Origin of the sequence: Paenibacillus sp. FSL H7-0442, assembly GCF_038593105.1 — a bacterium.
Lineage (GTDB): Bacteria > Bacillota > Bacilli > Paenibacillales > Paenibacillaceae > Paenibacillus > Paenibacillus polymyxa_D.
Window position 1 is genome coordinate 3,822,652 of sequence record NZ_CP151963.1, and the last position, 19,695, is coordinate 3,842,346.

A 19,695-nucleotide genomic window follows, 5' to 3' on the forward strand; every position below is an offset into this window, starting at 1 on the left:
TGTGATGTCTATATCATATAGCGGCATACAGCACAAACAAGCGTCTTACGCTCCGCAGGTATAAGCCTGTAAGCTAGCAAGGCGCTTGATTTACCATTACATATTCTAATCCAAGAAAATATCCGAAATTTGTTCTTCCGATATGACCTTAAAGCCTTCCTTTTTTAACAAAGCCGAGGTTACCCCATTACCAGCTATTTTACGATTTTCGAATGACCCATTATATATTGCTGCTGATCCGCAGGACGGGCTGTTTTCTTTTAAAACAACATGCGTTGCGTTAACCTCTCTGGCTATATTCAAGGCTTCGTACGCACCCCTAATGTACATATCGCTGACATCGTTGCCTGAAAACTCAACCACCTTGGCTGTGCCGTTCAGCACATCCTCGCCTGTCCCTCCAACAATCTCAGCAGGCTCTCTCGGAGTCACAAAGCCCCCCAAAAGCTCAGGACAGATTGTCACAGCTTTCTTTTCCTCTACCAACTTCTGTATATATACATCCAGGCTATCCGTCCCGTTATATCGTACCTTCATGCCCGCCAAACACGAACTTACCAGAATCATTAGTTCCACCTCATATCCATTACATTCACTATTAAGTAGTTAAAGTATAAACAAATTTTCTCGTAGAGTCATCGTGCGAAAATTTTGACTCGCCTCAACGTCTGCGTTCCGTAAGAGTGATACGTCTTTGCATGTTTTTCAGAGATCGCAAATGCATCAGGATTTCATTTTCTATACAACGGGCTGCAAATGTTGCCAGCTTGGTGCCTTTCCCAGTCTGAAAGCTTTCAATGTCCTTCATCAGGCCGATGGTACCGAAGGGTATGAGATCCTCCAAATATTCATTGTTTTATTCATTTAAGGAAGGTGGAGCGTGTACTCATCCAAAATAACCTTATAAAACAAGCCGGAGGCGCATGTTGGGCAGCCTTCGGCTTATTTTTATATGTTGAGGTTCATCCTGCTCGTAAGTAAGATAAATTTCACTCTTGCTATAAGTCATAATTTAAGATATATTATTAATTAAATAATCATTCATTTAATTAATTGAAGTTTAGTTTAAAGAGAGGAGAATACATTTGGCAAGACCCATCAATGAAGAAAAAAGACTGGAGCGGCGTAAACGTATTCTAGAAGAAGCTGTTGTCCTGTTCGCAGAAAGTGGATATTCTAATACCACAACGGCGATCATTGCGCAGAGTGTGGGAGTGACTCCTGGAACCATTTTTCAATATTTCCCCAGCAAAGAAGCTTTATACTACGCTGCTGTCCTTGAGCCGCTTGCTGATATTCAGGCGAAATCACTTGCTTGTCTACAACAAGAGGGGACGCCGGGCGTATTGATTAAAAGCATGGTGGCAGAACAATTCAACCATATCTACTCCTATATAAATGAATTGCGACTTGTTCAATCTGTCTTAGGACAACGAGTAAAATTCCCCGAACTTACACAGAAGGTCCTTGAAAGTATAAAGGTAATGACAGATGCGATCGAATGCGTCTATGCCAAGGGACAGTTAATGGGAGAATTCAACAAAAGCTTTTCTCCAGCAATGATCTCTCGTGCCTATATCTCTTTCTTAAATGGAGTGGGCTTAACTCTTGGAGAAAGTATTATTCATCATCCCGAGTGGGAAAATCTGAAGGGGCATGCCTTTTATTTGTTCGCACCCATACAACCTAAAGAAAAACTGGAGGAGTCTGAATGAGTCAAGCATCATTACAACCCGATCTGACATTTAACGTTCGTGTGAAAAAACGAAAGAAAATTTTATGGAGCCTAGGGATCGTGCTTTTGCTTGTGACGGCTCTTGTATTTTTTATATCTTATAAAGTAGTAGACACCTTGTTGCACCATCCTAGAGACACTAATGTCAGCTACGGATTAAATATCGATAAAACTCCCTATGAAGAGGTCGAGTTCAAGAGTGAAAAAAATGATAATACGATTAGAGGTTCCTTCTTTCCTGCAAGTGGTCTTTCTGGTAAATCAAGTAGTAAAACGATTATTGTCGTCCATGGATATACGAGCAATCGTTTAGTCAAAGGGCGGACCCAAAAGTTAGTAGAGCACTTCGTTCCGAAAGGCTACAATGTATTGGCATTTGACCTCAGTTCACAAGGTAAGTCCGATGGTGATTTGATTACGCTGGGCCTCAATGAAAAATATGATTTGCTAGGAGCTGTAAGCTATTTAAAATCGAGAGACCATACGGGTGATAACATTGGAGTTATCGGTTTTTCAATGGGTGCTGCTACTTCTTTGCTAGCCGCAAGTGAAAGTGATGACATCAAAGCCGTAATTGCGGATAGTCCTTTTCGTAATGCTGGTCTATTTCTGAGAGAGGGTTTGCCCTTCTTTTCAGGTTTACCTGCGTTTCCATTCAGTTATACATCGACATGGATGGCAAATTGGGCCTTTAAGGTTGATCTTGATTCCATATCTCCTATGGATGCGGTAAAAAAGATGCAAGACAAGCCAGTTATGCTCATTCATGGTACTGGAGATCAGCAAATTAGTTATAAAAATACAGAAATTATTTACGAGTCCTTAAAAGATAACCCAAAAGCAGAAGTATGGTACCCGCAAAATACGGAGCACATCGATGCCATCAACCATTACCCCACTGAATATTTCAAAAGAGTAGATCACTTTTTGGATGAATATGTAGGGAAATAAATTCAATCCAAGAGAGCCAACTAGCTGAACGAGTAACCACACTTATAGGAAAATTCCCTAGCGCTTTTCAGCGTAAAGAAGCAAGTAATTGAATTATGAAAAAGACCTAAAAAGGCCCTGTAAAGGGCCTCAAGTGGGTTCATATATCTCCTTATCCATTACCCCTTCTGCTTGTAAAATTCATGGTACAGCTTCATTAATGCACGCTTTTCAATGCGGGACACATACGAACGCGAAATCCCCAGCTCTCTGGCGATTTCCCGCTGTGTACGTTCTTCACCTCCGGCTTCTAGGCCGAATCGACCAATAACTACTTCTTTTTCACGCTCATCTAAAATATCCAGGTTGCGATAGATTTTACTCTTCTCGATTTTGAGCTGTACTTTATCTACAATATCGTCCGCCTCGGTGCCGAGGATATCAATCAAAGTAATCTCGTTGCCTTCCTTATCAGTCCCTATAGGATCGTGAAGTGATACGTCTTTGCGTGTTTTTTTCAGGGATCGTAAATGCATCAGGATTTCATTTTCTATACAACGGGCTGCAAATGTTGCCAGCTTGGTGCCTTTCCCGGTCTGAAAGCTTTCGATGGCCTTGATCAGTCCGATGGTGCCGATGGATATAAGGTCCTCCAAATCTTCACCGGTGTTATCGAATTTTTTCACAATATGGGCCACCAGCCGTAGGTTATGTTCAATGAGTGTGTTACGAGAGTGTGCGTTGCCTTCGGCAAAAAGCTTTAGGTGTCGAGCTTCCTCTTTCTCAGTCAATGGCTGCGGAAAGGCGTTGTTTTTCACGTAGGAAACGAGTAGCGTCAATTCCTTGATGAACAGAGCGATAGCGCTAAATAGTCCGGGCACGGATGACACCTCCTGAGGTAGTTGCGAACTTACCGGCCTTTGTTACTTACCGGGCTTGCGGTCTGTTTATTGTATGTAGGCAGGTGCCCATCCGTGCCTGTACTCCGAAAACTGCTCCGTAACAATTTGCCGGATATCTTGCTGGAGCAACCTCCAATACTTAATTCGAAACATAGAGATCTCTTCGACACAAATCAACGCACTCCATATAGCCAGAGGAAAACCCGGAATAGCCTTACATTATCCAACAATTGGTTTCCCATTTTCTCTCAGCAGAGTATTAACTTCTTTCTAAATATGACAATGGGAGTGGAGAATAGACCATTGTATCTCCATCTTCATCACGTTTTAAAACAATAGCAAACTCAGCACCATTACTTTCATCACCTCTTGGCAACGGGAATATCATAGCCGGACAACGCAACTCATAATTATGAGGAAATTCTTTTCGAAAGTTCTCTAAAGCATAATTCAAAATCGCATCTATTTTGTCGGTAAGCACATTAAATCCGCCTATTACAAAATCATTGTATTCTTGGGAAGCGGTGTACTTCTCAAATAATTTTCTTTTATATTCCTCAACAGTACTAAAACAAACTTCCCAATCCAAAGGGAATATGCCATTTCCCAAATAATAAGTGTATATTTTCATATTCGATCCATTTCCTTTCTCGCACCTCATTTAGTTATTTATATTCTAAACATGCAACTCCCCGCCCGCAAATGAGTTTGCTATTATGATGTCAGACCGCTTAAACACTAGTATGCATTCCATGATCAAGGAATATATTCATAGAGAGTTTCATATAAATGATATATATCAACCTTTTCAACACATTCAAAAATTAAACTTAAGGAGGAATTTCAACATGGCAAAATTCAGTCAAAATCCAGACAACTATACTTTTTCCATGGATCCTGTTGTTATAGCAGAGGAAAATGTATCAACCAACGGAGATTCCAAAAATACTTTTCCGAAAAATGTTTTAATTGATAATAATCTCTATTGGGAAAGCAGCTTAAACGGTAAAGGTGGAGAAATCATCTTTAAATTAGATACAGGTAAGACGATCAATGATATTCTTTTAGCTCAGCCATCCTCTCGAGCTTTTATACTTTCATTTTCTTTTCACGGCTCTAGAGACGGAGAAAATTGGTTTAGGTTAGGTGAAGTCGAAACTTTGCCAACCACTGCAAAAACAACCTATCAATTTAGTAATGAGATTCCTTTTTCATATTATAAAATAACTGTACTTTCATCTGGAATGAGTAGTACAACCTCCTATTATGGTTTACGATATGTTCAACTAAGAACCGCACTCATTAATGGCGTTCCTGCCTACAGAGCATCTAGTCTAAACCCCGCTATTGCGGAATAAGTAAGTACACACAAAAAAGGGGCTGGCCAACGCCGCCCCTTGATTCATTCTATTTCATTTGAAGCATGTTATAAATCATCTCTGCTGCTTCTGCACGTGTGACCTCCTGCTTGGCACGGAAGCTACCATCTGGATATCCTTGTACTAAATTAATTTCGGTTAGACCAAGTACATCCTTTCTGGCCCACTCTACAATTTGAGAGGAATCCGAGTATGCACTGCTTTCTTGCTGTGGTATAGCTTTGACAATGTTATTCACCATTTTAGCCGCCTGCTCACGGTTAATGACACGATCTGGGCCAAATTCTCTATTACTAAACCCGCGAGCAACCTGATCTTTAATCGCCGTTTTGAGCAGATCAACGTACCACGCCGATGGATTGATATCCTCGAAGCCTAAAGTCACATCCGTTTCGAGCGGTAATTTCAAGGAACGGACCAGCATAGAGGTAAACTCCATACGTGTTACAGGTCTGTTCGGCTCAAATAGCGTGTGGGTTGTTCCCTTTACTACACCTAAATCAGCAAGCACATTTATTTTTTCTCTATTAAATATCCGATCAATGTCACTAAAACGATTTGGCTTCTTTTCAACGGTTGAATCTTGAATGTGCTCTGTTTCTATCGGTTCCTTTATAACAGGCTGAATCGGTTTTACACTCTCCGCCCCTCCTGCTCCGCCACCTACGTCCACAGTATTTCCCGTTGTTTTTCCATGCGCTTGTTTTGCCTCTGTGCGTTTTCCTTGACTATTTTCTGCCCAAAGTTGAACTGTATACAACTGCTTCTCTTTAAGTTGTCTCCAGATATAGCTTCGATCCTTACCACGATATAGCTCTGTTCCTCCTTTACTAGCGAGAACAAAAATATCATTTTCATGGTCTGATTCCCAATGGATGATAAACTCACTATTCGTTGTTTCCGTCTTCAAAAACGCAAACGCTGGAGACGGCAGCGTCTCGACCTGATCTTCTGTCTGCTTACCTTCACCACTTGTGTTCAATGGCTTGACGGTAATACGATACAATGTAGAACTATCCAATCCATCTACTTTAAATTCATGGGAGGTCGTATGACCGATAAGCACCCCGTTTTGGTAGACATTGTAAGTATCTGCACCCGAAGCTTCTTTCCACGTAACAACCAAATCGGTATCTGTTACTTCTTTCACAGTCAATCTATTGTCTGATATTTGACCTGGCAAAGCGCGATACGTAAAGGGAGCTATATTACCTACCCCCGTTGTATTCACGGCCTGTATAGCAAAAGAGTAAATCATACCAGGCTGGATATCTGAAAGCTTAATATGGGCATCTCTGGTGTTAAAAACTTCCCCCGTATCTTTACGGGTTACAGTATATTGAGAAGAGCTCTTGATTTCATCCCAACTCAGTGAAATCTGGCCACCCTCAAGTTCTGTAACATTAACATTTTGTACTTCAGGAGGAAGTGTCAGCAGCTCACCCAACGCTGGCTGGCTGAAACCACTACTGTTCCCACTGCTCACTTGAAAATCATAGTTTCTCCCACCTGTTAAACCAGATACAACCACACGTGGTTCCGTACTATAAAAATTTTGACTGTTGATCGTTACCTTATATTGAGTTGCCCCATCAACCGGGGCCCATATCAATGTGGCATCGTGCTCACGAACATCTTCAGCTGCAAGTTGCACAACCGAATCAGGTAGTGTTAATGCGTTGATAGATGTATCTTTACCTGTACCACTTCGATTGTAGGCTCGTATTTTAATATTGGCAGATCTACCCGCAGGCAAGCCCTCAAAAGTATAAGAATGGATACCACGCGCAACCCGCACCTTCGGTTCATCGTTAACATTCAAGATGTATCCTTCAGCCCCCTGCACATCCTGCCACGCAACACCGATAGCATACACATCCTTCGTCACACTCGATATTGTAGTTACTCGATCAGGTAAAGTGATGACTCCCAGATGAGCATAGTCTCCGAATCCTGTTGCATTTGCAGCGGAAACGTTATAACCATACTCTGTTCCCGCCTGAAGATCACTATCGGTGAATTCTGTATACACATCGTTATAAACCGATACTTTGTCACGTTCTAGGGCGTAGTAGGTGGCAGTGATTACAGAATTCCACTTCAAATCGATTCCATCTTCTCTTACAGTTACATTCCGGAATCCGTTCGGGCTGTCTGGTAGGCTTAGAAAAGATACATGCTTTGCTGTACCCTCTCCAGTGTCATTAATAGCTGATACAGAAACATCGTAATATTGACCAGGTTTCATTCCCGTAATTGGATTATACACATCCTGTGTAACCGTATCCTTAAATATGGTTTCTCCCGTACTTACGTCTGCTACTGTAATATTATATTTGTTAGCTGATGAAACTGGCGTAAAGTCAGCCAAGATTTCTGTAGAATGACGAGGGAAAGGTCGTAACTGGATATGATCAGGAGCATCAGGTAACGTTAATACATGGACTCGATTGGAATATGCATTGCCTCCTACATGGTTACTGGAACGCACTTCATATTCGTATTGCCGTCCTTCTTGTAGCCCCCTAACTGTAAAAGAATTTGTTGGATGCGTAACATCCCAAACCTCATTAGTTGTTAGATTTCGGACTGTATAAACGTAACCATCATCAAGGCCCGACGGGAGAGTCCACTGCAAATCAGCTTCTGTATTTCGTACGGATGTCGCAGAGAGCACAACCGACTGGGGCTGCTTTTGAATGCGAAGTGCACTGCTGACCGTTTCATAAATGTTACCCACCCTGTCTTTGACCTTGGCATGAACATACCATTCACCTTCATCTGAAAGATCCTTCTGGATTGTTGTATCGGCTGCAGTATCCCAGTTTTCGGGTGAATCAGGGCTGTTCGTGATTTTATACTGCATTGTCGACGACTCAATCCCCGAATGCTGATCGGCATATCGTATCCTCACATGAATAGGGGTATCTTTCCATTCACGCGAATCCGGCGTCAGTTGGATCGTCGGTGGTTCCAAATCAATATAAGACATTACGGATACTGGATCACTTCGATTCCCAGCTGCATCTACAGCTTGGGCAGTCACTTTTATGATACCCGAATCCTTTAAAATTCCCAACGAACCAGGCACATAGGTGCCAGAACCCAATTGATATTCATAATGTACTGCTGTAGTATCCGTCGCACCCGATAGAGCAAACTCCACTGGCTTATTGGTATATCGAGTAGGTGTCGTCACCTCGGAAAACGTAACTTTTGGAGGCGTTGGCTGGGTTCGATCAATCATAACCGATTGAGTCACGATTGGACTATACACGTCGAGATTATTGATCGTCCGTGCTGCTAATTCGTAAGTCCCTTCTGCGTTTAATGTAAAAGTGCCATTGTATGTCCGCCACTCCCCTAATGGACCCAAGCGATACTGTGTCATCTTAATTCCATTTGTAGAGTCACTTCCTGAATCAATGGTAACATTCACATCACGGTTCGTTGGACCTGTTTCACTAGCCCGGATGACAGGAGCAGTCGGTCCCTTTTTATCAATCGTGATTTCTTTGCTTACTTCTTGGCTCACATTACCGACGCTGTCAATGGAGCGTGCATAAACCGTGCTTTTGCCATCTTTATTCACATGAAACACTCCAACATAGCCCTGCCAATCTTGATTCACAACGCCTGTCAAACGAAATTGAGTATGGGCTAGTCCAGAATAATCGTCTGTTCCCGGCTGTAATGAAATGGTGTAGTCATTACTATTTCCCGTTGCGCTTAGGGTGGGTGGAGTTGGAGGCATCTTGTCTATTCGGACATTCCCAGAAGAAAGACCACTATACTGATTATTTACGTCCACCGTCCGGGCATAAATTGTATTTACACCATGTTCATAGACAGTGAAAGGCCCGGTGTATTGCTGAAATGCTCCTCCATTCAGGCTATATTCATAGTATTTTAGTCCTTCAGGAGCCACGTCCCCATTTATCCACACGGTTACAGGTTCTTTGGTCCATCCTGTGATCGCTTGTCCCTCTGTACCTGCATGGATCTGAGGTGGTTTAGGCATTAGGTCCGATTTGGGAATAACACGGATTCCAAACTTGGATATTTCAGCACTTGTCTGTTGGCTATCTCCCACCGCTCTGAAATATCGAACATCTCTTAATGTAATAGAGTCGGTGATATCTAACCATTTTCCCTGATAATATCTATCCGCATAGAATTTCGTTACATTAGTCCATGTATATAAGTTCGTTCCATTAGGCCTCCAACTGTCGCCTGCTGCGTTATTAGATGCATGTATATCAGTATGATAAGACCCTTCAATGTAAACAAAAATCCTGTAATCCGAAGTCTTAATGGATCTTCCAATATCAATAAAACGATTTGTCGGCTGCGTAGTACCATCACATTTATACCTGGCCGAACCCATGCCAGTGTATACTTCCGTTGCTCCTATCCCACTTCCTGACCAAGAGCCCCAACTGTCGCCTCCACCCGGCAAATTGTTTTGGCAAAAAGGTCCTCCCATGATCTCCTGAGTAGCAGCTGATACCCTTTCCGGAAATATGGGAATCATCGTTAATAGTAGGAATACAGCCAAAAATCCATACACCCATTTCCTATACTTCCTTACCTTTCGCTTATTTTTTCGATACATACACTTCTCCTTACTTTATTTTATTTTCAAAGAGTTTTACAAACTCGCTTCGGGTAAAATAGAAAAAGCACCTCAAACGAAGGCGTTAATGCCTAGGTTTGAGGTGCTTCCTCTATATCACGAGTATGTTTTGAAGTTATTATACTTCGTTCCTAGCAGGATGTAAACAGAACTGACAAATTATTTGAGGATATTATGAATCTGAACGCCCAAGTTCCGAAAAAATCCTCGCATATTTTGCATGTAAGAATCCTGAGTAGCGGAAGATTCCTTAAGAAGATTTTGCATACTGTTCATAAATGCAGAAGCTGATGTCGTATCAGCTTTGTCAAACCGATTGTTTAACGGTGTGTTATTTAGCAACTCTGCGTTCTGTCCCGTGCGTTCCTTGTATTTCTCAATCCAATCGGGATGTTGAGGAACCTTTTGCGCAAAATTTAACAGTTGGCTCAGCCCATTTCCTCCACCTTTAATATCATTCATGTACGCCGTATATTTTTGAGGATCGACCTGCTTCATCACTTCCGATAGCTTGACATAATCCTCAGGAGCACCTGACGGACGATCTATTGGAGTCGTGTAGCTAATATCTCCGGTCTCTGGATCAGTCGATCGTGTTGAAGCAATACCAGCGATCTGGTTCATGGTTTCCAGAAATTCTTTGGCCTTGTCGCCTTCCATGTAATGATCAGCAATATACTTGGATTGAGTGACTCCCATCTCCAGCAGCACAGCTCGCTGACTCTCATCCGTTACTGTTCCGTCGACGATAAAATTAGATTGAATCATACTGTACACTGCATTAGACACTTCTTCTGACTGACCTTCCAAAACCCGGTTTAATGAATCATTGATTTGGGTTGTACCGAAATACTTGGCAGACTGTGATACAATAGCTCCTTCGGCCAACTGTCTGCCGGCTTCACTGATCTCCACGGAGTCTTGAACTACCACTCTGGAGACCTGTTCTTCATGAAGCTGGGGTGGTGGAGCTTGCTTGCTTGTCGGATTGATCCGTAAGCTACTCGCATTAAGAATCGCTTGCTGTGCTCTAAGAGGCCCAAAATTCATCCTATTTCCTCCTGTCATGTTTGTAACAGGCAATCTAAGGCGTATGTATAGTGTAATGTGACCCTGTTTCTATATATATCGGACAAAGCATATATGGAATGAATATATGCTTTGTCCCAAAAATGAACAAATATTGAAGCAAACTACTTTTGATTCAAATATAAAATACTCAAGCAACAAGTTACCTTAAGGGTTAGCTTAATAACCTATCTATCAACCGCCATAAATACTATAGGCAAAGTGATATACAATATCCGTATCTATAATCGAAGTACCTGACACCTGAGCGGCTACCCCTGATAGATCATAGTAGTGTGTAAAACTGATGGCTCCAGACAGGTATTCCGCTATACTTCCAGTGGAAGATGGCAGGGAAAGAGTCACACTAAAGGCCCCATTCTGGTCCGTATAAGCTGTGCCTGTACGAGTACGATTCCCGCTGCCTTCAGTCCAGTTCTGATTCAACCATGTCACATCAACAGGTGCATTTGCCACTGAATAACCATCAGTTGTCTTAACTACACCCTTCACGGTAAGGTTACTGCGTTGATTAACCCGATAATGACGACCATATGAGTAGTTCGGATAATCATTAGGGCCATTAGCAGAATCATAGCCGGTAATTTCAATTTTGCCAGCCCGAAGCACCGGCTTCAGTGTAAGTGTGTACAAATGATTGGGTGAATACTGATTGGTTGTGTACACTCGCACATAGTAGGTTCCTGTATTTAAGCTAACATTATGGTTCGTTTGCGGCAGAAGCACCATTTGGTTTCCGGTAAGGACTCCGTAGACTTCCGCTTTGTAGCCATAACCGTCCGAAACACTGTCAAGCTTGACGTTCAAAGCGTCATAATTGCGGCTGGCTGGGATCGTAACTTGGTACCAGTCATTATCAATGCCTGAATGAATGGAGCGTGAATTAAGCGATGAACCGCCCGTACTAAAGGTAAAGTTGTAGGCATGGAAAGCACTCTCATCTGGTTCATATGCATCGTAGCTGGAACTTGTATCGACCGTTAGATAGAAAGGATCATTGATACTGGAACCTTTTTTGGCATGGACAACAATCGCATATGCCTTTTCATTTCCAGAAGCGTTGCGGGTTCCTACGTTTTCAGGAAGTGAGGCAGCCCCCTGTTCATAATTGTTAAAATAAGTACCATAGGTGGATGCGTCAATGGCATTAGGATTAATGTCCCCTGTCGTCATATCAAACTCATATAAGTATAAATCATAGTCAAGCTGGGCTGAAAATGGACCATCCAACTGGGCCTGCAACAATTCACCAGGCTGCAAATAGATCGGATATAAAAATTGTGTACCTCCCTCTTGCGTAATCGTACCGGAATACGTAGCAGAAGAAGCTGTGGCTGAAGCAGCCATTGGGCTTTCTTTCAGCGTAGACATGGATTCCCTTTTCAATGAGGTTGTCTCTGATGTCTTGAAGTTGAGGTTTTCTTGCATGACATAAACCGAAGACGTAACGCTGTCTGACTTGTCTGCCCGCGTTAAACGCTTAATTAAGTCTCTATTTTCAGTTGTTAGCTGAATCTTGGATTCTACCTTAATCGCTTGATCCGATGCAGCCTCCTTACTTTCACTCGCGTTCGCAGTCATTCCGAAAGCAAACAGAAGCATCATGCTTAACATCATTGCAATAGCCTTTTTGAACCTTTTCATACTGAAATCCCCTCTCAAATGGTTTAAGGAATTCCCGCTATCCCCGGATAAAGCAGGGTGATTTCTAGGCTGCATGGCTCTATCATAAATCATCTTTGGTTCTATTGGAATATATTATGCAAAACATTTTCTAATTGTAATATATGTAAACAAGACTATTTTCTTAACCTTGCTAAATAAACATGAAAAGTCGCTCTTTCAGAAATGGAAGCCTCGGCTAACCCTTCAGAAAAGGCGACTCTCTCATGATCAAAATGACATTAAAGCATTTCTTAGTTTCTCAAGCTGTAAGCAAATAGATAAATAATGTCCGTCGCACTAATCGAAGTTCCATCGACCTGAGCCGCTACTCCTGTAAGATCAAAATAGTGTGTGGAAGCAATTTCACTTATATATTCTACATTTTTTGCTGTCGATTGCGGAAGAGAAAGGGTCACACTGAATTTACCACTATCATCGGTGTACGTAGAAGCCATTCTCGTACGGTTACCGCTACTCTCGCTCCAGTTCTTATCCAGCCAAACGACCGTGACAGGAGCATTGGGAACCAGTTGACCATCTGTTGTTTTCACAACACCGTTCACGATCAGACTGCTGCCTCCGTTAATACGATAATGACGACCGTAAGAATATGTCGGATAATCATAGTAGCCATTGGAGTTATAGCCGGTAATTTCAATTTTGCCAGCTCGAAGCACCGGTTTAATCGATAATGTATACAAATGGTCGGCTGAATACTGACTTGTGCTGTACACTCGTACATAGTAAGTCCCTGTGTTTAGGGTAACATTATGATTGGTTTGTGGTAGAAGCACCATTTGGTTGCCCGTAAGAGCTGCATAGACTTCCGCTTTGTACCCATAGCTTTCCGAAGTGCTGTCCAGCTTCACATTTAATGCATCATAATTACGGCTGGCTGGTACTGTAACTTGATACCAATCGTTGTCTATAGCCGAATGGATGGTACGGAAGTTAATCGAGGAGCCTTTGTCGTTAACAGTAAAATTATAAGCATGGAAGGCACTATCATCCGGCTCATAGGCATCATAGTTGGAGCTTACTGCTACAGTTAAATAGAAAAGATCATTAATGCTAGACCCCTTCTTGGCATGAACTGCAAGCGCGTAAGCCTTCTCGGCTCCGATTGAGTTGCGAGTTCCTACGTTTTCTGGAAGAGAAGCAGCTCCTTGCTCATAATTGTTAACATAAGTCCCGTAGTTGGAAACATCTATAGGATTGGAATTAATATCACCTGTCGCCATATCAAACTCATACAGGTATAAGTCATAGTCTAGCTGGGCTGAAGACGGACCATCCAACTGAGCCTGTAACAATTCACCCGGTTGCAAATAGATCGGATATAAAAACTGTGTGCCTCCCTCTTCTGTAATCGTGCCGGAATATGTAGCAGTAGACGCTGTCGCTGCGGCTTTAGATGATACTGAGTTTGTGCTGGCTTTGAGCGAAGGGGTAACTCTCTTTTTCAATACAGATTTCTGTGGTGTCGCCAAGTTCATATTTTCTGTAATGGTGTACACCGAATCTGTGGTACTAGCAGGCTTGTCCGCGCGTGTTAATTGTTCAATAATACTTTCCTTATCAGTTGTTAGCTGCACATTGGAAACTGCCTGAATCGCTTGATCCGTCCTCTCCCCCGCACTTGCGCTCGTGTTTGCCGTCATCCCGAATGAAAGCAGGAGCATTGAGCTTAATGTAACTGAAACTACCCTTTTAAACCTTTTCATACTGAAATCTCCTCTCAAATGTATTAAAGATATTCAGCTATTCCCTAAATATATACAGGAAAATTCTAGGATGTCCTGTTCTATCATAAAGCAATTCTGGTTTCAATGGAATATAATTCTTAAAATATTCTTATTTGTAATCCGTATGAATAGGGTTTAGGTTAATTAACTTAATTTTGACACTATTTTACCACAAAATCCCTACCATTCTCTTATTTATACGATATAATCAAATAATATGGATAGTTCTTTTCGACTATGAAATGAATCGAATTACCCATAACATACATAAAAAGGGGAATACAGATGAAAAAACTTAGCGTGTTTATGTTAGTATTATGTTGCTTCTCCATTTTGGCAGCCTGCTCTACCGATCCGGTTAAAAAAGATTTAATTACCTATGTGAATGATGGAATGCTTCCGTTAGCACAAGATGAAAAAACAGTAACTGAAAAATATGGATCCGTGACCGGTGATAACTTCACAGATGATGAAACACTATATAATACGTTACGAGACGAAATTATCCCACAATACACCAAATACCTTGATAAAGTTGAAGCAGTGAAGACGGAAACCCCTGAGGTGCGAGCTGTCCACGAAACCTACGTCAAGGCGGTTAGCACTCAAAAGGAAGCATTCATTACGATGCTCGATGCGTTGGAAAAAGGGGATCTGAACTTAATTAATGAAAGTAACACCAAGCTAAGCGAGGGTAGAAAGCTATTCAGGGATTTTGGTGAACAGGTTAACACACTTGCCAAAGAGCATGATGTGACTTTGAATAAGAAATAAACAAAAAAACTCCCATTATGGGAGTTTCAGATTGTCGAGAAACCCTGTCATTTTGAGACGTGGGTTTCTTTTTTACATCATAATGCTTTGGTCTCTGGAGAAGCAGGGGGGGGACCCCTGTTTCTCCAGGCGATCTAGGTGGATCGCCATCTTCTTCATGTTCTGCACGGCTGCCGTCATAAGGGCTTGTTCCCTGACGTTTGGAAGACCGCGCAAACGGCAATAGCGAAACCCATGGAGCTCTTTGGCATCCGCGAAGCTTCGCTCAATCGTCTCTTTTCGTTTGCGGTACAGCTTTTTACCAGATGGGCTCAGCCGGTTGCTCCGTACCCACTCTTTGCTGTCTTCCCAGACATGCCGAGTCACCACTTTGCGGTGGTTTCGAGACTGGGTACACTGACTTAGCAGTGGGCAATGCTGGCACTGAGCTGGGTCAGAGGCATACTGCCGGTATCCCTTACGGTCCGTCGTTCGGTAGGGCAGTTCCTGTTGGGCTGGGCATCTATACGCATTGCGTTTGGCATCGTATTCAAACTTCCATTTCGGAAACAGTCCTTGTCTGGGATGGAATCTTCGGTGAGCAATCACGGCAAAAATCTTTCGGTTCTGCAAACCTCGGCAAATCGGCGTTGTTAAATAACCTGAATCTAGTGCAACAGCTTCTACTTGAAAACCAAAACGTTCTCTTTGGCGATCCAAACGGGACAAATAGGGGACAGAATCATGTACATTCCCTGGTGTCACATGCACGTCCGTAATCAGATTGTACTTCATATCCACCGTGCGGTGGTCCAGATAGAAGAAGCCTTCGGGCTTGCCATCACGGATCATATAGCCGCTGTCCGGGTCTGTTTTGCTCACTTTAATTTCTTTTTCTTCGTTCACTTCCTCTCGGGATTTTAAGGCTTTTTTCCGTGGTTTCTCCGGTCATCCTTCACCGCTTCGTTCAGCTCGTCCATATAGTCTTTAGTATTCTGCAACACTTGTTCTTTGGTGTACTGGTGCCTGTTAGCATTGGCTTTGACGTGTGTGGAATCGGTGACGAGAACACGCCCACCCACCATTCGGTGAGAGATCGCCTGCAGCACAATTTCATCGAAGATATCTTGAAAGATCGTGGTGTCTTTAAAGCGAGTGCGACGATTCCAGCTCATCGTCGTATGGTCCGGAACTTTATCCGTTAAGCCCAACCCCAGAAACCAACGATAAGCTAGGTTCGTCTGAATTTCTCGCTCGAGTTGCCGTTCTGAGCGAATGCCATAGAAATAACCGAGAAAGATCATTTTAAACAATACGGTAGGATCAATGGCAGGACGCCCGTTGTCTGCACAATACAGTGGTCGAACTTTATCATCGATAAACGAAAAATCGATATACTTATCTACTTTGCGGAGCAAGTGATCTTGAGGAACCAGATCTTCGATGGAAACAAATTCGTAGGATTGTTGTTTTTCGCGGTTGGAGCGTAGCATATCAACACCATCCGTTCTACAATAGTTACCTATATTATACAACATTAACGCGGTGTCGTCTTAAACAAAATTAACATAAAATAGGCTGTCGAGACTTTCTCGACAGCCTGAAACGACCATTATGGGAGTTTTTTCACTTCAGGATTTTGCAAAATCCTCACTTATGAATATTCGAAGCAAATTACCGCTTTACTTAATTCTTGGTCGTAAAATAAATAGACGGTATCCGCCCCACACGCTTGAAAATAATACCCGGTAATGGAACCGATATAGGTAAAAGTCTCACCATTGGGACGCTTAGGCACATGAAGCAGATTGGTTTGCTCGAACTGGAGCATCTCTTCCAGAGATTCATCATATTCCTTGATGTAACTTTGAGCCTTGTCAGACTGAAAAGCGATATCATCTAAAATTCCGTTAACTTCAGGGTAACTCAGCCCCCAACCACTGGATTGCTTTTCCTCAAAATCACGGGTAAGTTCTTCAACAGACTTTTTGGCCTCTCCAAAGGAGGAATATGGATAAATTTTATTATTTTCCAGGAAAAACGCTTTGCGAGCTTGGTAGTCTTGTTCATTATCCATATACACCTGTTCCAGTCCGCCCAACGCCATGACTTCTCTCTTCATACGTAGGTACGCTTTATCCCCGGTTGATTTCAGCGCTTCATAGGTAGCTTCCAATTGCTCCTTCTGATGAAGACTAAAATAATTCCAGTCTGCTTCGAACTTGTATTTGCCGTCAACTACATCGAATCCCAGCATATCTTCCTTGGTATATGAGGTATGAAAGTCCTGAGTATTTTCACCCACACAGCCTTCGTAGATTTCTTTTACGGAAACAAAATGCAACCACTCGTCCTGCTCTGGAAATAAGAACTGAAGATTAATCGAGCAAATCGGCAGAAAATGCTTGCGATGATGTTCAAGATCGCTGGCAAATACGTCCTCGTATGCTGGAAAACGTTTGATGAATCTCTCAGGTATGTTCATGGTAGTCCCCCTATATTGTATAGTTTTCCGGTAGCCTTCTAATCTGAAACGTTCCTTCCATGGAAATCACGCTATAGAGTTCATCAAATCCTTCTTCGTAGCTCGGAACCTCTAGTTTACGCATAACACTTTTAATACCGATTTCAGGAATATACTCTTTGCCTGTACGTTGCTCATTACGTTTAATAGATTCTACAAAATCGGGCTCAAAATAGTAGCCAATAATTTTAAACGCCTTATTTTTACAAGCATCTATATATTTCTTCCGTTCGATAACAGTGGCATTTGTATTATCTACAACAAAGCGCTGCATTGCTTCGATGGAGGCCTGAAGGTAAATATTTTCTCTATTTCGTGTTTTAAGCATATCCAGATTTATTCGCATATGTGTTTTGAAGAATTGTTCTTTATAAAAAGTCGACTTGCCCGAAGCCTGAATTCCTATAAAAATAACACACTCCAAATCTACACATCCTTGTCCAAGTATACATATTGGTTAATATAATCTCTATTCTGCGAAAAAATCGGTGTCTCATGATCAACATCCCACTTGCTTCTAACGGCTTCGCCTTTGTTGTATTGTTGTTTGGTAATGCAAATTCCCCGCTTTTGCCAGACCGGAAGGTCGTTCCAGTTTAGCCCTTTTTCCACAAAAAGCTTGTCTTGGAGCTGATTTCCGTTCAATCCTTCTAGATCTGAATGCCTGAAATGGGCTTGAGCAACCATAGAAATGCTGTTTTTAGTAGCATCTTGTTGTCTCCATAGGAAGTAGTTTGTAACCTCATCCTGAGGCAAAACCCAAGCTCTCGCATCAAAAGTGGCTAAAGGCTGACCTGGGTAAACCTTTTGGATTTCCTCATTAAATTTGGCTGTAGCTAGAGAGGCAGATATGGACACCATCTTTTGAAGATTATTTTCAAACCAGGATTGCGTCGTTAATTTGTCATCATTCGTAAGAAGCAGTGAGATTTCATCGCTCTGATGATACACCAATTTACATCCCATAATGTTATAGGCCAAATATTTACACGTCTCCCATAATGCAAAAATTAGTTTCTCATCAAAAGGTTTCGTCATCCCACGCGTAAAGGTATGAAAATGCGCACCATCAATTCTGATGATTACTGGTAAACGGCGTGGTAGGCTTAATCTATAGGCATTTTCATATTCCTTCATCCTATTTCCAAAATCATTTTTTTTCATAAACTATGTAGGTTCCTTTCATGATCCGTGATTTACGTACGCAGTACAGGGGATATGGGGTGCGGATAGCCAAGCTTTTCTTGAAGAAAAGTCCCTCCTCGTATGTGCAGGAGGACCGAGAACAGCAAAGGTTTAATCAGCTTCTTGCCGTCTTTTTTCTGTTGGTCGCTTGGGTTATGACATCGTTAATTAAATCGAGGGTGAAGCCGAACTCTCCAACAATATGGATTCGATGTCGGTTCCGCTTTCTTTTTTATTTTGCAGTAATATTATCTTCAAATACAAAAACGGATATGGCTATATCTTCCTCCACTTTAATATCTGAAAAGAGGTGCAGCAGCCGAGAATCCATGTAATCCTCCAGTTCTTTATTGAAGTGTGTGGGATATATTTTTTGAACCATTTTGGTTCGGGCTGCATGCACCATCTCTTTCCCGGATTCTTCTTGTGCCAGAAACTTTTCGGATGGGGTTAAATTTCCATATAGCATCGTGATGGCCATATTATCTACAAAGGTTGTATGTATGCGCTCCGGGCCTTTCCCAAATAGCTCTTTACGTACTTTTCGAATAATTTCGTTAAAACCCGTTTCCCTTCTCATATCGCACCGCTCTCCTAAAATCTACTAAAATCCCTATTACTATTTCCATCATAACCGATTCCTATCATATAAAACAGAGACTAGCGAAAGTGATTTTTGGAACATGATTTTACGCAATTATAGGCGTTCATTAATTTTATTTAACATTCCCTCTAAAATTCGCTTCTCCTCTTCGGTCAGGGCCTGAACAACTTCGTCCTCCACCTTTTGGAAAGAGTCACTAAAAGCTTCAATCAATTCAATGGCTTTTGGTAAAACATAAATATTTTTTTGCCGTTCATTATTGGCCGGGATTTTGCGCTCGATGAATCCTTTTTGCTCAAGACCTTGAAGTATGCTTGTAATGCTGGCTCCGCGCAGATGAAACCGATCGGCAAGATCCTTCTGAATTAAATTATTTTCTTGATTCTCGTAGATATATCTAATCATTTTTCCTTGTTGAGCATTTAATCCCAACTCTTTTATGCTCTCGTCCGCTCTTTTCTTTAGCTTAAGACCGATAACCTGAAACAAATCCAGAAAAACCGTATCCTGTTGGGTTTTCATCATCGTACCTCCTCAAATTATTAGAA

Annotated in this window: 18 protein-coding genes and 1 pseudogene; 5 read left to right on the top strand and 14 right to left on the bottom strand. The window is 42.0% G+C overall.

Annotation, left to right across the window (positions count from 1 at the left end; translation table 11 throughout):
* Nucleotides 1-105: 105 nt before the first annotated feature.
* Entirely contained in the window at nt 106-567 is a 462-nt protein-coding gene (locus tag MHH57_RS16850) for a DUF523 domain-containing protein (protein ID WP_039272334.1), read from the bottom strand.
* Nucleotides 568-681: 114 nt separating this feature from the next.
* Nucleotides 682-844 (bottom strand): annotated as a pseudogene (locus MHH57_RS16855) (sigma factor); the annotation flags it as partial.
* 241 nt (nt 845-1,085) lie between these two features.
* Between MHH57_RS16855 and MHH57_RS16860 the strand changes: the two are divergent.
* Both MHH57_RS16860 and MHH57_RS16865 read left to right on the top strand, forming a co-directional pair.
* Nucleotides 1,086-1,715, top strand: a complete 630-nt coding sequence (locus tag MHH57_RS16860) for a TetR/AcrR family transcriptional regulator (protein ID WP_209949463.1) — start codon at nt 1,086-1,088, stop codon at nt 1,713-1,715.
* A complete protein-coding gene (locus MHH57_RS16865; protein WP_029515398.1) occupies nt 1,712-2,686 on the top strand; it encodes an alpha/beta hydrolase in 975 nt (324 codons plus the stop codon). The genes MHH57_RS16860 and MHH57_RS16865 overlap by 4 nt, the downstream gene beginning before the upstream one ends.
* A gap of 158 nt (nt 2,687-2,844) precedes the next feature.
* Here MHH57_RS16865 and sigK read toward each other — a convergent pair whose 3' ends face one another.
* Both sigK and MHH57_RS16875 read right to left on the bottom strand, forming a co-directional pair.
* Complete coding sequence (gene sigK / locus MHH57_RS16870; protein WP_013311218.1) at nt 2,845-3,546, bottom strand: RNA polymerase sporulation sigma factor SigK; 702 nt, start codon at nt 3,544-3,546, stop codon at nt 2,845-2,847.
* Nucleotides 3,547-3,826: 280 nt separating this feature from the next.
* The gene (locus MHH57_RS16875) at nt 3,827-4,198 is read right to left on the bottom strand and encodes a hypothetical protein (protein ID WP_029515399.1); all 372 of its coding nucleotides are present in this window, start codon (nt 4,196-4,198) and stop codon (nt 3,827-3,829) included.
* A 217-nt stretch (nt 4,199-4,415) separates the two neighbouring features.
* Between MHH57_RS16875 and MHH57_RS16880 the strand changes: the two genes are divergently transcribed.
* The gene (locus MHH57_RS16880; protein ID WP_342434312.1) at nt 4,416-4,925 is read left to right on the top strand and encodes a discoidin domain-containing protein; all 510 of its coding nucleotides are present in this window, start codon (nt 4,416-4,418) and stop codon (nt 4,923-4,925) included.
* A gap of 49 nt (nt 4,926-4,974) precedes the next feature.
* Here MHH57_RS16880 and MHH57_RS16885 read toward each other — a convergent pair whose 3' ends face one another.
* From MHH57_RS16885 to MHH57_RS16900, 4 genes are all read right to left on the bottom strand, one after another.
* On the bottom strand, nt 4,975-9,561 hold the full coding sequence (locus tag MHH57_RS16885) for a fibronectin type III domain-containing protein (RefSeq protein ID WP_342434313.1): 4,587 nt from the start codon (nt 9,559-9,561) through the stop codon (nt 4,975-4,977).
* Nucleotides 9,562-9,741: 180 nt separating this feature from the next.
* Entirely contained in the window at nt 9,742-10,632 is an 891-nt protein-coding gene (locus tag MHH57_RS16890; RefSeq protein ID WP_342434314.1) for a hypothetical protein, read from the bottom strand.
* 213 nt (nt 10,633-10,845) lie between these two features.
* A complete protein-coding gene (locus tag MHH57_RS16895; protein WP_209949455.1) occupies nt 10,846-12,315 on the bottom strand; it encodes a hypothetical protein in 1,470 nt (489 codons plus the stop codon).
* A gap of 272 nt (nt 12,316-12,587) precedes the next feature.
* Nucleotides 12,588-14,060: a hypothetical protein gene (locus MHH57_RS16900; RefSeq protein ID WP_318627829.1), complete on the bottom strand. Its 1,473-nt coding sequence runs from the start codon at nt 14,058-14,060 to the stop codon at nt 12,588-12,590.
* A 306-nt stretch (nt 14,061-14,366) separates the two neighbouring features.
* On the opposite strand from MHH57_RS16900, the gene MHH57_RS16905 reads away from it, so the two are divergent.
* Complete coding sequence (locus MHH57_RS16905) at nt 14,367-14,855, top strand: hypothetical protein (RefSeq protein ID WP_039272351.1); 489 nt, start codon at nt 14,367-14,369, stop codon at nt 14,853-14,855.
* Between the two features lie 72 nt (nt 14,856-14,927).
* Here MHH57_RS16905 and MHH57_RS16910 read toward each other — a convergent pair.
* The 4 genes from MHH57_RS16910 to MHH57_RS16925 all read right to left on the bottom strand — a co-directional run bounded on the left by MHH57_RS16910 (nt 14,928) and on the right by MHH57_RS16925 (nt 18,522).
* Nucleotides 14,928-16,327 (bottom strand): IS1182 family transposase gene (locus MHH57_RS16910; RefSeq protein ID WP_342434315.1). Its coding sequence is split into 2 segments (ribosomal slippage): nt 14,928-15,760 and nt 15,760-16,327, totalling 1,401 coding nucleotides; the frame shifts between segments, so codons are not numbered across the junction.
* Between the two features lie 161 nt (nt 16,328-16,488).
* A complete protein-coding gene (locus MHH57_RS16915; RefSeq protein ID WP_209950175.1) occupies nt 16,489-17,319 on the bottom strand; it encodes a siderophore biosynthesis protein in 831 nt (276 codons plus the stop codon).
* A 10-nt stretch (nt 17,320-17,329) separates the two neighbouring features.
* The gene (locus MHH57_RS16920) at nt 17,330-17,782 is read right to left on the bottom strand and encodes an AAA family ATPase (protein WP_069010428.1); all 453 of its coding nucleotides are present in this window, start codon (nt 17,780-17,782) and stop codon (nt 17,330-17,332) included.
* 2 nt (nt 17,783-17,784) lie between these two features.
* Nucleotides 17,785-18,522: a tRNA(His) guanylyltransferase Thg1 family protein gene (locus MHH57_RS16925; RefSeq protein ID WP_318627367.1), complete on the bottom strand. Its 738-nt coding sequence runs from the start codon at nt 18,520-18,522 to the stop codon at nt 17,785-17,787.
* A 20-nt stretch (nt 18,523-18,542) separates the two neighbouring features.
* Between MHH57_RS16925 and MHH57_RS16930 the strand changes: the two genes are divergently transcribed.
* The gene (locus tag MHH57_RS16930; RefSeq protein ID WP_341039680.1) at nt 18,543-18,878 is read left to right on the top strand and encodes a hypothetical protein; all 336 of its coding nucleotides are present in this window, start codon (nt 18,543-18,545) and stop codon (nt 18,876-18,878) included.
* Here MHH57_RS16930 and MHH57_RS16935 read toward each other — a convergent pair.
* Nucleotides 18,776-19,123 carry a DUF2294 domain-containing protein gene (locus tag MHH57_RS16935; RefSeq protein ID WP_013311231.1) on the bottom strand — a complete coding sequence of 116 codons (348 nt, stop codon included), beginning with the start codon at nt 19,121-19,123 and terminating at the stop codon, nt 18,776-18,778. The two genes, MHH57_RS16930 and MHH57_RS16935, sit on opposite strands and share 103 nt — an antisense overlap.
* A gap of 117 nt (nt 19,124-19,240) precedes the next feature.
* Entirely contained in the window at nt 19,241-19,669 is a 429-nt protein-coding gene (locus MHH57_RS16940) for a MarR family transcriptional regulator (RefSeq protein WP_209950173.1), read from the bottom strand.
* Nucleotides 19,670-19,695: the final 26 nt, after the last annotated feature.